Origin of the sequence: Desulforhopalus vacuolatus (assembly GCF_016918505.1) — a bacterium.
Classification (GTDB): domain Bacteria; phylum Desulfobacterota; class Desulfobulbia; order Desulfobulbales; family Desulfocapsaceae; genus Desulforhopalus; species Desulforhopalus vacuolatus.
In genome coordinates, this window is the sequence record NZ_JAFFPZ010000048.1 from 1 (window position 1) to 12,947 (window position 12,947).

Sequence of the window (12,947 nt, forward strand, 5' to 3'; positions counted from 1 at the left end):
GTTCCCACCCGATTTGCATATTGTTGCTCAAAAACCACATTATACTGTTTGGTTTTGTGCTGAATTCACAGCCGATGGTACGAAAATCAATTTCAGGCCGTTTTTTAGCTCCAACCGGGAATAGCTGCTCTTGCGTGTTGATTGCTGGAACAACAGGAACGGGTAAAACGACTCTTTCCTGTCTCTTTGCTCGAGATGCATGCAGCAGAGGAGAAAGAGTTTTATATATCTCATTTGAGGAATCTCAAGAGGCAGTGATTTCCACTATGCTCAGCCCTGGAATCGATTTGCGTCCTGCATTCCAGGAGGGTCTACTGCAAATGATATCCAGTATGCCTGAATCCATGAATGTGGAAGGACATCTCTTTGTTGCCTTTGAGAAGCTCGATTCCCTGCAACCGGATCATATTGTGGTCGATGCTATTTCTGCCTGTGAGAGAATGGGCAGTCGTCAGCATGCATACAGTTACCTGACCACTCTGTTGAACGAATGTAAGAGACGATCAATTACCTGTATTTTCGTCAACCAGGTTTCAAAAATGGCAGATCTTCATGAAATTACTGGAATTGGTGTTTCATCCCTGGTGGATTCAATTCTCTTTTTGCAATTTGGAGAAGAAGGTGGTGAGTTGAACCGTACACTTACTGTTATTAAATCACGTGGGGGAAAGCACTCCAATCAATTTCGTGAATATTGTATCACGGATCAGGGCCTGGAGATAAAAGAAGTGTACCTCGGTGAAGGAGGTGTACTCACGGGTGTGACCAGACAGGAACAAGAAGCCAGGGAAGAAACTCAACGACAGCGCAGGCTTCAAATTATCCATATACAGAGGCAGGAACTCAATCAGAAACGAGCAGCCCTGGAAGCTAAAACGGCCGACTATCTCTCGGAAATAGAAATGGCCAGGGCCAAACTGGATATCCTGGAGGAAGAAGAGCATGTATGGAAAAAGAGCCGTATTGAACGGGGAAAAATGCGCGGGGCAAAGCTTACAGATACTGGAATCACTGGAACGGCCAAATAAACTGAGTAGCATGACTGGATAACCCCCGTGATAAGGAAACAGATGCCAGAATTCAAGAAGAAAAACCAAAGAAAGAGACCTGTAGAAAAAAATAAAAGACAATTGTTGCGTCTATTTATTTCCGGTGCCGGGGGCAGTTCTCTCCAGGCAAAAAATAATTTTATGGAGATGTATGAATCAGAACTTAAAGACTACTACCTCTACGAGATTATTGACATCTTAGAGTATCCTGAAGTTGCATTGGAATATAATGTTTTCGTTGTCCCCATGTTGATTAAGGATACGCCGCAACATAAGGTGAATATTATTGGTAATCTTGAGGACAAAGAAAAGGTGCTGATTACCTTACAAATCTCAGCGCAAAATGAATAACAGATGACCTGTAAACAAAAAAATTATGGCTCATGTTGCGTTTGTGGGTCTTATTTTTATCAATGGCTTGATGGTTACCTGGCGGACATTGGCAAGCACCTGAATCACCACCTCCCCTTTTCGGTGGATCATCCCGAAAAGGGGTGGTTTTTCTTTCTCCAATGTACTGCGGCCACGAGCACCCTTCAGGCGATTACGGAGACCTTTACGCCCTGCCACATATTAGACCTCATCGAACTCTACCTCACCTTCAAGGGTCACTTGAGGCTTTTTTTTATCACACCCTCGCGAAGCTGAGTGGTCATCTTTTGAACATCGGTACGATCCAACTCCAGTTCGGCGGCGATCTGTTTGTTAGAGAGGTTTAAAAACATAAAATAGAGGCACAATATCAAGACCTTAAGAGGTTGATGATGCCCGGCAAAGAGAGTGCCGATCAGATCGTCAAAGCGTTTACCACATTCTTTACACTCATAGCGTTGTCTGGCAGGTACCCTATCGTCATAACCTCTTTTTATACCATTTACATTTTGTATTAACCAGAGAATGCGAGTAAAGATAGAACAACAGTAATTCTCTGTTTAATTTTAAAATATTTTTTAAAGTTTTTTGCCTTTATTCGCATGTTTCGAGCTTTTATTCGTTGGCAAAAAGTTTTTCGCTGTTCCGTCTTTTGCTTTTCCCTGTCTCCCGTCCCCCTGCCTTTACATTCGCCAATAGAAAGTGAAAAGGGCATTTAGTACGGTCACAACTTAATAGGAATGGTATTATAACTTTCTTCGAAGTACAAAACGGACACTCGCGGCCTTCAGGCCAGCGTAACTCACGCACAGTGGCGTAACATTGGACATCATCCATCAGGGTCTGTATATTTACACTTCAGGGTCCCTTCATAGTGTTGGCCTCTTTTCAGTAGTTGGTAAAAAGAAAGCGTTATTTTACCAAATTACGACCCCGAAACGCAACATGAGCCAAAATTATCATCACTACTGATCACCCCATTATTCAGATATAGTCTTGAGGAGCTGGAACGTGAAGATGGCCAAAAGAGGTTTGACACAGTTTTTTTTGTTCACCGTTTTTTTTCTCATTCTTTTTTCTAATCTCCACATTGCTCTAGCTGAAACAAGCCAAAAGAACGTCCCTCACGAAGTCCTCATCGTCCATTCAGATTACCAGGGTTATCCCTGGACTGATTCTTTAAACGCTGGCATTACAGACGTTTTTAATTCTTCTCCTTTGATGATTAATCTTCAATTTGAATATCTTGACTCAAAAAGAAACAAGGATAAATATTACTTCGAGCAATTACGACAACTGTGGAACATCAAGTACAATAAGCGACATGTTGATCTCATTATAGTCTGCAGTAACCTGGCTTATGACTTTGTAATGCTGGAGCGGAACAATTTATTTAATGGTATTCCTATAGTTTTTACGAGTTATATAGGTTTCACGGCTGGTATGCTCGATGGTAAACAACCAGTTACAGGGGTGGTTCAAGAAACTGACATTATATCTACTATCGATACAGCACTTCTACTGCATCCTCAAACCAGGAAGATTGTATTTGTGGCTCCTGGAGCCCCCCCGTTTCGTATGGTTTGGTTGGAGGGACTTGAGGAACGATACGCAAAAAGAGTAGAAATACGTACCGTAATTGCAGACACTACTGCTCAAATAGATGCAGAGATTAACTCACTGGGTAGGGACATTGTCGTTATTCCTTTAAATAGTGTGCTGAAAAACGATGGAACATATATTCCTTTTGTCCAGTTCGTTTCTCATCTTTCAATCGAAAGACCTTTCCCTGTGTACGCCTTGTGGGATATTTCCCTGGGAGCGGGTGTTGTCGGTGGAAAAATGGTCTCAGGTATATCACAAGGAAGGGGAGCGGCAAAACTGGCATTACAAATTTTACAAGGTACTCCTTTAAGTGATGTTCCTGTGGTGACTAATAGCCCAAACCAATACATGTTTGATTGGGAGGCCATGCAACAATTCAAAATACATGAGAGAGATCTACCGCAAAATTCGATTGTGATTAATCATCCCATAAGTTTTTACACAGAAAACAAAACAATTGTACATGTTACTGTTATCATCATTTTGTCCCTTATTTTACTCATCTTGTCACTTTTTATTGTAATAGTTCGTCTTCGAAAAGCTCAAAAAGATCTTCTGATTTCAGATAAAACATTAAAAGAGAGTGAAGCTCGATTCAAAAAAATAATAAAAAAGTCGCCTCTTCCTATGCTGATAACTGATCAAAATCAAGATCTCTCTTTCTTGAATGATAAATTCACAGAATTGTTTGGTTATACCATCGAAGATATCAGCACTGCTGAAGAATGGTGGTGCACAGCATATCCCGACCTGGAGTATAGGAAAAAAGTTCAGAACTCATGGCTGGTCGCCATAGAAAAGGCAAGTGCCTCTGCCACTGATATTGAAATTCAAGAATGGGATCTAACCATTAAGAATGGAAGTACAAGGAGATGTGAGTTTTTTATGTTTCCTCTAGAGGAGATGTCGGTAATTATTATGAATGATATCTCTAAACGTATAAGTGATGAAGCTGAAAAAAACGATCTTGGATTACGCCTGCAACAAGCTCAAAAGATGGAGGCTATTGGCACCCTGGCAGGTGGTATTGCACATGACTTTAACAATATACTTTCAGTAATCCTCGGTTTTACTCAGTTGGCAAAGGATAACAGCGAACCTGACTCAACCGTTTCAAAATATTTAGATGAAGTGCTGGGGGCTGGACTCAGGGCAAAGGGTCTTGTTCAGCAGATACTTGCATTTAGTCGTCAAAAAGATGTCGAGCGTATATTTTTACAACCCGCAGTTATTGTCAAGGAAACGATAAAGATGTTACGTTCGTCATTGCCTTCGACCATTAATATTAATCAAAACATTGATTCCCAAACGGGTTGGATTTTAGCAGATCCGACCCAAATCAATCAAATTTTGATGAACCTTTGTACAAATGCTTTCCACGCTATGGAAAAGACTGGTGGAAACCTTGATATTTCATTAAAAGAGGTTAACCTCAGCAGTGAGTATCTTATCCATGAACCAGGTATTGCAGACGGTACTTTTATTCAGCTGTCAATTGCTGACTCAGGAGTTGGAATACCACCAACCGTTAAGGCTAAAATTTTCGATCCATATTTTACGACAAAAGAGGCTGGCAAAGGCACTGGAATGGGCCTTGCGATGGTCCATGGTATAGTGAAAAGCTATGGTGGGGTTATTTCCCTTTACAGTGAACTTGGTGATGGGACAGTTTTTAATGTGTTTTTGCCTGTCGTAGAGAAAGAGTTATTATCCCAAAAAGAAAAAATTGACCAAATTCCATCTGGCAAAGAAAGGATTCTTTTTGTTGATGATGAAGAATCACTTGGCAAGATGAGCAAAACCATGCTCGAAAGGATTGGTTACCACGTAACGGTCAGAAAAAGCAGTTTTGAGGCTTTAGAGACATTTCAAAAGCAACCTGATCAGTTTGATCTTGTTATCACAGATCAGACTATGCCCGCCATGACAGGTAGTGAGATGAGTAGAAGAATGCTGCAGATTCGTCCTGATATCCCCATTATCCTTTGTACTGGGTACTCCAGCACTATTTCTGAGGAAAAAGCTAAATCTATGGGCATAAAGGACTTTGCACTGAAACCACTTGAAAAAAAGGATATTGCTACATTGATCCGAAAAGTTCTTGATGCATAGTGGTGTGAGTAAAATAGTCGATATAATATTGACTGTGTGAATCTCTTCACATTCTATATCCACCTGATATTATTATTAGACAAGGCATGCCTTGTCTCTACGTGGGACATTGCTGGAGCCAGCGTTTTGAACGAACCTGGAGCACTGGACGAACGGTTACGGATCAACGTTTATGCAGTCTTTTGGAGAGGTCCGGTGAACGGCTGCAAACGTTACTCAAGGTACCAAAGAATTTTCAAGTCGTTCCAGCCGTTCATCGATTTTAGAGAGGGAATTCTCAACATCACTGTTGTGTTTGGCAGAAGAAAGAGCAGGATTATTAACCCACCAATCCATTCCCATTTCCTTGGCCTTATCCACTGAACAGATAACCAGGCGAATTTGAATGGTCAATAATTCAATGTCAACCAGACTGATTCTGATATCACCTGCAATCACGACACCTTTATCAAGTATACGTTCAAGCAGATCAGCCAGGTTGGATGATTCAATTGAATGTTGTGCACCATGTTGAATTGTCACTTACATCTCCTTATAAAAGCTTTCCAAGAGGACCGAGATCAATATTGAGATCTTCATCTTTAAAACCAAACAGTTTCTGTAACTTCACAAGCTCCTCAGCCTGCCTCATCAAAGTCAAGCCGACTTTTTCAATCTCATCATCGGTTAGAGATTCGGCATCAATTCGCCTGACCGCCTGTTTCTCAAGAAGCTCATGAATAAGCTTCACCACCGTCAAAACTAATTGGGCAACCCCATTTTTCATTTTATCCGGGTCAACATTTACGCGATTAACCTGCTCCTGTGTTGTCTGTTGCGTCTCGGCTGTTCGCCCCATCCCTGCTTCCATTACCTTCATGAAATCGCTGAGATCCTCTGAATCAACCCTCGCTGGTTCAACTTTTTTCACGAGCACCTCCAAGTGAAGTATTGTCCCCTGGCAACCCAGCCCTAATAGCTGTTTCAATTGATGTCACAACCAAATTAAGCTGCAGGTAGAGAAGATCTACATCAGCCACAGAAATAACAATATCACCTACAACCACAGCACCTTTGGTCAGGACACGATCAAGTGTTTCGCATAGAGAGATGTGCTCTGTTTCTTCAATTGCAATCTTAGGCATATTTTATCCTTTGTCCTGACTTATGGGTATCTTGAATAATCTTGTTCTACCTTCTTAATTTACACTACTCTTTTTTGCTTCTTCGTACGGTAAATATAAAGCAGCACCTAAGGCGGTGAGCTGTGTCACACCTCTGGGCTCAGCCTGACGATAGATTATTGGTTGTTGTTTTGATGCAAAAGTCCTCTTGAATGCCTTTCTGATCTCTTCTTCCTGACGTGAGCGGGCATTGCAAAATGGGCAATCCCCAGCAGGGGTGACGAGATTTAAGAAACAGACTGGTACCTGAATGCCAAGTTGAACTTCACAGGCGGCTATAAGATCTTTTGTCTCACAAAAGGCCATTTCTGTAAGAATGCTGACAGCGTAAACATTTGTTCGTGCCTCGGTTTGCAACAGCGTTCGCATTTTTTTAAGATCCTTTGATATCTGCACTAATCGTTGCGAGAAATCAGGGAGTTTAAATATCTGTTTATATTTTAAAAAAAGAGCGAAAAATGCTTTTAGCCATTGCGTTATCATCTCAGGAGATTCGAGGAGCTTGAGGAAGTGCCCTGTTGGTGCTGAATCGAAGACAAAAATATCGTATTTTCCTTCCTCATGCAACTCCATAATCCTGGTGAGGGCCATTACCTCGTCAAGACCAGGTGGGGCAAGATCCAGAACCCGTTCCATGACTTCGCGATCAAATGCGACATCAACATGAGATGAAACGCGATTAAATAATTCTTCCAATTCTTTTGCATACTGATTTTTTAAGGCTTTGAATTCTTCTTCCGCGTTTATCTCCAGGGCCGTGAGCCCTTCCGCCACTTCCGTTAGCTTTCCTCCGATCTTTATATCAAGACAATCTGCCAGAGAATGGGCCGGATCTGTTGAAAAAATTAAGATATTTTTGTCCGGAAAGTCCTGGGCCATGCGCAAGGCGGTAGCGCAAGCAAGAGTGGTCTTCCCCACTCCGCCCTTACCGGCAAAAAAAAGAAACTCTATTTCAGGACCAGGTGGATTACCAGCATTCGCCACTAATGGTGGCCGATATGACGGTAATTTTGCGCTGGATGATTGTGGTATATCAAGGGTGAATACTTTCTCCCAAAATGACTCAAGGGGCTCTTTCCCTCGTATTTCTATAGGAGATTGGGGGATTCCCCAAAGAGAAATGGCTGATAAACTTTTCACAAATCCCTCAAGCATCCGATTCTGCTGCATCCGCTTATCCGAACATACCGGACAACCGTTATCATCAGGATAGAGATTATTTACAACTATATCTGAAATCGGAATTTTGGCATGATGCAGTTCTTTTAAAAGCCTTTTTGTCTCATTGCCACTCAGTGTCTCCGCGAGCATAACTGGTACAAATCGACAACGAACAGTATCCGAAAGAAGCATTTCCAACTGTTGAACCGAACGTGAGATTCCAAGAAGAAATTCATCAAGCGCATCCTGTTGATATGTCCCCTTGAACAACTGCTTCATATACCTGTGCTTGGCGAGCATGGCGTCAAGCGCCGCCAGCCATTTTTTAATCAGGCCCGGCATTGCAAGTAATCGTAAAGTATGCCCGGTGGGGGCGGTATCCATCACTATGCAATCATACCTGTTCTCCTCAATCCATTTTGAGATCTCAAGAAAGGCCATCAACTCATCGAGACCGGGGAGAGAGAGAGCTAAAAAACTGCTAATATCGTCATCATCGAGGAATGTGCCTCTTGAGGCGATCTCACGAAGACGTTCGCTGTATTTTTCCTTAAAATCGACCAGACATTTTTGGGCATCCATTTCAAGAACGGTTACATTATCTGGGGGAGAATACTCCCCCAGGCAGTCTATCAAGGAGTGAGCGGGATCGCTTGAGGCAAGGAGGACAGATTTTTGTGGGTATTTGTTGGCCAGGTTTACGGCAGTGGCTGTAGCACATGTGGTTTTACCAACACCACCTTTACCGCCGAAGAACAACAGTCGAAATTGAGAATTGCAAAAAAATGGTGATGTCATAGTAATCACTCCAAGAGTGGATAGTGATTGGGGGGTAGTGATTGGTGGATACATGCTCCGAGGTATTATGTGGTATTTTCACGCCTCTTCCTCTACCTCACCATCGGATTCATCTTCTTCTTGTAAATTTTCTTCACTTTGTGCCTCAATCTCATCGAGACGATCGAGTAATTCTTTCTCCCGGGCATCGAATTCATCTTCTGTAATATTTCCGATATCAAGCATCATATAGAGTTCGCTTAACTCAGCAGTAATATTCTCAGCCTCACCATCGATCTCCTGCTGGACGGCATTGGATATTTCCTTAAAAACCCAAAGCAACCCCCGAACCGGAGAGAGTAGAATATCGTCGACCAAAATCATTGTGTCTTAATCCCGTTCTGGCAGAGTATGAAGGACTTTCTACCCCCTCAAGGGGTCTTATCAAATCAGACTACGTCACATAGTCGATATGTGTTGATCAAATCGCCAGGTCAATTTCAACGAAATTGTGAGGTGCCCATGGCCCATTATAGTCGAATGAAAAATTATTATCAAATTGGCCAGCAGCCTCTAATATGCCTTTTTCAAATTCAGCCTCCTGATCTCGCCCTATGAGGAAGACCAGATTTGCCACCTCGCTTTCATTGCGATACTTGTTTCGTTTACTCTCAAAACAATATGGCACCATATCGTCTTCAACTTGTTTCGTAAATGTCTCTCTGTCCTCATTGAGGATTGCATCAAACATCCTGCCAAGCTCAATTTTATTCTCTGGAGAGGGTTCGCTGTTCGAGCCGAAATATCGATCTCGGGCAGTCCTGAGATCGGAGTGAGTATTGATAAAAAACTCAAATATATTCGGAACGTTCAGGGTGACCCTTAAGCCCATTTCTATCTTATTTTGAACCCGCGCAAGTTGTTCAACCAGGACTTCCTGATTGTTTGCAAGAATACGTTCAACAGCCTTGTGATCGTCAGCAATAATACCGAAAGCCATAGGTAATGGAGTAGTTTCTTCCATCAGTCGCCTCAGTATTTCCTTATGAACCTTAAGGTGACGACGTTCCGGTCGAATCTTCTTATTGGCGGGAGCGACACTAACTACCGCCGAAGTAATCCCATTGGAAATGGTATACACATCTTCACCGTTAAGGCCTGCCCCGTCATACCGCTGGGCAGAAGTCCCTTCAATTATCGCGTAAAGGTACATACAGCCTTTTTGTGGCGGGGAGGTATTTGAAACCATGTTACACCTCAAAGGTCTTGGATTAATCTACCCGGTTAAGCATCTTGGAAAAAATGTTCACCGTTCTTTTCAGCAGTACTCAGCAGTACAATGGGCCTGTATAATTTTCTTTATCACAGAGGCGAGGTGTCATTGTCAGTTACAACAGCTGGTTGGGTGCTAGTGTCAGTGTCAGTTGTTACAGCAGCCGGTGGGGTGTTATTACCAGTTACAGCAGCTGGTTGGTTGCTAAACAACCCCATTGTTTTCAAACTTCCCTCTTTAGCTTTGATTGCCAGAAGCGCTCCGCAAACGTAACATTTCACAGGCCCCTCATAATCGTCATAGGCATCGCCGAGATCAATTTTGTGCCCGCAAGAAATACAACTTATTTTCATCACGTTATCCTTAATGACTGTTTCTAAACTACTATATACCAGGAAGGGAATAAAATTTATGGAATTTATTCAAAATAAACTTCCGTCTATTTTCCTGATTAATTAGTGTTTTTTTATCTCAACCCAGGCAGCACTACCCGCTTTTTCGAATACTGACTGGTCAGTCAGATATCTCCAACCAGCACACTGCATCCGAGGGTCAATACCTAATTTTGAATCCTTCTCTCCCACTGTTGTCGCTATGGTTGCCGCTATGGTTGTCGCTATGGGATGCAGTACTTCCAACTTGCCGAGAATTTGGTTTCTTTTTCTGAGGCTGACTATCAGAAGACGGTACGCCTTCTTCTATTTGGGCTAATTCGTTTTTCAGTGCCTGTTTTTCACCCTCAATCTCCATAATACGCGAATCAATCAGGTCTATCCTTGCCATTGCTTGTTTCTTTTCCTTAAGGCGCCTTGCCTTCTCCATTTCAAGGCAACTGATTCGCATATAGGCCTTATATGGTATTGCTGCTTGATCAATACTGCCTGAGTGGGTACGAATATCTTTTACGCTTCGAATGTTGTTGTTTGGTTTAACACTCATTGGCTCTCTCCCTTTGGACCCTGACAGGTTCAGTTTTTCGATCCTACAACAATTGGCCGACGTTTTCCAATAACCTTTTTAATGACATCATCCACTACATTGGTCATCAGTGGTTTTCCATCACGGGTAACTTTTGTCGTGTCGATATTTAAAACATCCCGACAGACACTGAGGAAAACCGGATCGTCAATGCGGGCTTCTCGTCCGAGATTAGCAAGAATTCTGGCCATGGCAATACTGGCCCGGATTGTTGGCCTGTTGTTGTTCACACCTACGGTCCGCAACTCCCGAACGATATCCACCACCAACTCAACTTCCACTTGCGCCAGTTCGGATTTAGCCATGGCTACCTGTATTTCTGTATCCCTGTCGAAGTGACTGAGGTTGATGGTGATCAAGCGGTCTAACAGTGCATCCTGGGTTTTATGAACACCGGCATATTCCTCTGGATTAGAGGTAAAGATAGCTTTAAAATTTGGGTGTACCGTTAAGTAACCATCCCCACCTCGGCGTAATTTCGGAAGATTCAGTATCTTTTCCTCCAAGACACTGAGAAAGGGATTGTTTGCTTCCGGTCTTGACCGGGTAAATTCGTCATATATCAGGGTATATCCGTTCTGACAGGCCGTTGTGAGCCGATTATCCACCCATACCGAATTCATATTTTCCTCGGTCTTCGTGACGGAATGGATATAGTTGTCAACCAGCTTTGATTTACGATAACCGGAATCTCTACCAATGAGATCGGAACTGCCGAATTCGTCATCGCCGTGGATGAGAGAAACAGGTTGATCAAACTGAGCCGCGACATGAAAGGCAATGGTCGTCTTGCCAGTTCCGGCTGGACCGGCAAAATGGACAGGATATCCTACCTCAAGATAAGCAAAGGCCCGACTCATCAAATCCTGGATATATGGGGTATTGACAAAAGAGGCACTTGGTTTTGGCACCACGTTGTCCCCTGAAGGGGAAACCTGTACTATTTTTTCAGATTGGTTCTGCAATACAGAAGCACTCATTTTTGCTTATCTCCTTTCTTGAATTACCCACTACCATTGACTATTTTACCAGATCCTTAGCCTTTTCAATCCATTTGTCCACCGGCGCAAGGCGGGCAGCTTCAGCTCCCAATATTTTATTCAACATATCAATGGTACAGTCAGCCAACTGAGCAAAGGTAAAAATTCCCCCACTGTTCAGTTGTGCTGCTCTGCTAGAGCCAATTCCTTTAATTTCTGTCAAATCATCTCGCTCGATTTTATCTTCGGTTTTCAGTACTTCATCTTTACTCACCGGTTCTTTTTTCGCCAGAGGTTCGACTATTTTTTTTTTCTCGATTGAGGGAACATAACTCTCCCCTCCAGACCACGCCTGGCGGGCACCGGAGGCTACTTTGCCAGAGTCAACCCCTTTAATTCCTGTCAAATCATCTCGCTCGATTTTATCTTCGGTTTTCAGTACTTCATCTTTACTCACCGGTTCTTTTTTCGCCAGAGGTTCGACTATTTTTTTTTTTTCGATTGAGGGAGCATGAGTCTCTCCACCAGACCACGCCTGGCGGGCACCGGAGATATCAGCGGCGAATTCAGCAATAAGCGCTGTATTTTTTTGTTTAAGATCATCAACCGCCTGGATGATATTGTTAACGAATTCCTGGCGTGTGGCCCTGGTTTCCCCGGCCATTTCAGCCCGATCGCTGCAAAATCCAACAACCATGTCGTCCACCACAGTTTTCAAGTTTGATGAAAATTCATCAAGCTCTGCATGGAGGTTTTCGGCCATATCGGCATGATCCTTGCGGAAACGGGACATCTCTGCTTTCGCTTCATTTCGTATGTTCGAGACTGCTACCTGAATATCAGCAATGAATTGCTCGCGCTCAGCTTTTGTCTCTTTGCCCATTTCCATCCGATCACTATAAAATTCAGTGGTCATGTCGCCAACGTTTGCTTTAAGGTCTGAAATAAACTCATCAAGCTCTGCATGCAGTTTTTCAGCCATATCAGCGCGATCATTGCGAAAACCGCTCTGCATGGTAGCCACATCAGCCTTAATACCTTCTACATCAGCCTTAATACCTTCTACATCTTCCTTCAATCCGGTAATGAATTCATGGCGCGTATGGTGCGAAGCGTTTGTTTCTTCGCGTAAGCGTGTCATATCATCAGTTAATTGTCCCATATCATATCTCCTATGCATAATTAATACCCCCTGCATGACTGAACCATCATCGGGGATAAATCCTGGCGTTGCCTATAAAAATCTAATCGTGAAAGGGCTGAATGTTATGCCCTTCACGATTAGATTTATGTAATTACACGGAGTACAGTCCTTAAGCGGGGGTGGCCGCACTTGCGGTCAGGCCAATCGCTTCAGCATACTTTAAGTATGTTTCAACTGAAGCGACAACTACCCTTGCTTCGATGGACAATAATTCGATTCCAACCAGAGACACTTTGACCCAGGCGTCAATCACAATACCTTTGTCAAGAATCC

Annotated in this window: 15 protein-coding genes and 1 pseudogene; 3 read left to right on the forward strand and 13 right to left on the reverse strand. The window is 43.0% G+C overall.

Going from position 1 to position 12,947, the window contains the following annotated elements:
• Positions 1-74: 74 nt before the first annotated feature.
• A complete protein-coding gene (locus JWG39_RS15235) occupies positions 75-1,028 on the forward strand; it encodes an ATPase domain-containing protein (protein WP_240192172.1) in 954 nt (317 codons plus the stop codon).
• A 42-nt stretch (positions 1,029-1,070) separates the two neighbouring features.
• Positions 1,071-1,400, forward strand: a complete 330-nt coding sequence (locus JWG39_RS15240) for a circadian clock KaiB family protein (protein ID WP_205220303.1) — start codon at positions 1,071-1,073, stop codon at positions 1,398-1,400.
• Between the two features lie 54 nt (positions 1,401-1,454).
• On the opposite strand, the pseudogene JWG39_RS17450 reads toward JWG39_RS15240, so the two are convergent.
• Together JWG39_RS17450 and JWG39_RS17190 are read right to left on the reverse strand one after the other, a co-directional pair.
• Positions 1,455-1,918 (reverse strand): annotated as a pseudogene (locus tag JWG39_RS17450) (transposase); the annotation flags it as partial.
• A gap of 118 nt (positions 1,919-2,036) precedes the next feature.
• Positions 2,037-2,258 carry a transposase gene (locus tag JWG39_RS17190; protein ID WP_240192171.1) on the reverse strand — a complete coding sequence of 74 codons (222 nt, stop codon included), beginning with the start codon at positions 2,256-2,258 and terminating at the stop codon, positions 2,037-2,039.
• Positions 2,259-2,438: 180 nt separating this feature from the next.
• On the opposite strand from JWG39_RS17190, the gene JWG39_RS15255 reads away from it, so the two are divergent.
• Complete coding sequence (locus tag JWG39_RS15255) at positions 2,439-5,138, forward strand: hybrid sensor histidine kinase/response regulator (protein ID WP_240192173.1); 2,700 nt, start codon at positions 2,439-2,441, stop codon at positions 5,136-5,138.
• A gap of 216 nt (positions 5,139-5,354) precedes the next feature.
• Here the strand turns inward: JWG39_RS15255 and gvpJ (JWG39_RS15260) are convergent, their stop codons facing one another.
• The 11 genes from gvpJ (JWG39_RS15260) to gvpJ (JWG39_RS17200) form a co-directional block, all read right to left on the reverse strand.
• Positions 5,355-5,660, reverse strand: coding sequence for a gas vesicle protein GvpJ (gvpJ, locus tag JWG39_RS15260; RefSeq protein WP_205220306.1), 306 nt, complete (start codon positions 5,658-5,660; stop codon positions 5,355-5,357).
• Between the two features lie 10 nt (positions 5,661-5,670).
• A complete protein-coding gene (locus JWG39_RS16610) occupies positions 5,671-6,048 on the reverse strand; it encodes a gas vesicle protein GvpK (RefSeq protein ID WP_205220307.1) in 378 nt (125 codons plus the stop codon).
• Positions 6,035-6,262: a gas vesicle protein gene (locus JWG39_RS15270; RefSeq protein WP_205220308.1), complete on the reverse strand. Its 228-nt coding sequence runs from the start codon at positions 6,260-6,262 to the stop codon at positions 6,035-6,037. The genes JWG39_RS16610 and JWG39_RS15270 overlap by 14 nt, the downstream gene beginning before the upstream one ends.
• A gap of 54 nt (positions 6,263-6,316) precedes the next feature.
• A complete protein-coding gene (locus JWG39_RS15275) occupies positions 6,317-8,260 on the reverse strand; it encodes an ArsA family ATPase (protein ID WP_205220309.1) in 1,944 nt (647 codons plus the stop codon).
• Between the two features lie 78 nt (positions 8,261-8,338).
• Positions 8,339-8,623: a gas vesicle protein GvpG gene (locus JWG39_RS15280; protein WP_205220310.1), complete on the reverse strand. Its 285-nt coding sequence runs from the start codon at positions 8,621-8,623 to the stop codon at positions 8,339-8,341.
• 97 nt (positions 8,624-8,720) lie between these two features.
• Positions 8,721-9,488, reverse strand: coding sequence for a GvpL/GvpF family gas vesicle protein (locus tag JWG39_RS15285; RefSeq protein WP_205220311.1), 768 nt, complete (start codon positions 9,486-9,488; stop codon positions 8,721-8,723).
• A 113-nt stretch (positions 9,489-9,601) separates the two neighbouring features.
• Positions 9,602-9,865 (reverse strand): hypothetical protein, encoded by a 264-nt coding sequence (locus tag JWG39_RS15290; protein ID WP_205220312.1) that lies wholly within the window; start codon positions 9,863-9,865, stop codon positions 9,602-9,604.
• Positions 9,866-10,064: 199 nt separating this feature from the next.
• Positions 10,065-10,451: a hypothetical protein gene (locus JWG39_RS15295; RefSeq protein ID WP_205220313.1), complete on the reverse strand. Its 387-nt coding sequence runs from the start codon at positions 10,449-10,451 to the stop codon at positions 10,065-10,067.
• 29 nt (positions 10,452-10,480) lie between these two features.
• Positions 10,481-11,470: a gas vesicle protein GvpN gene (gvpN, locus tag JWG39_RS15300; protein WP_275889024.1), complete on the reverse strand. Its 990-nt coding sequence runs from the start codon at positions 11,468-11,470 to the stop codon at positions 10,481-10,483.
• Positions 11,471-11,510: 40 nt separating this feature from the next.
• Positions 11,511-12,668, reverse strand: coding sequence for a helix-hairpin-helix domain-containing protein (locus tag JWG39_RS17455; protein ID WP_205220315.1), 1,158 nt, complete (start codon positions 12,666-12,668; stop codon positions 11,511-11,513).
• Positions 12,669-12,783: 115 nt separating this feature from the next.
• Positions 12,784-12,945: a gas vesicle protein GvpJ gene (gene gvpJ / locus JWG39_RS17200; protein ID WP_369130645.1), complete on the reverse strand. Its 162-nt coding sequence runs from the start codon at positions 12,943-12,945 to the stop codon at positions 12,784-12,786.
• Positions 12,946-12,947: the final 2 nt, after the last annotated feature.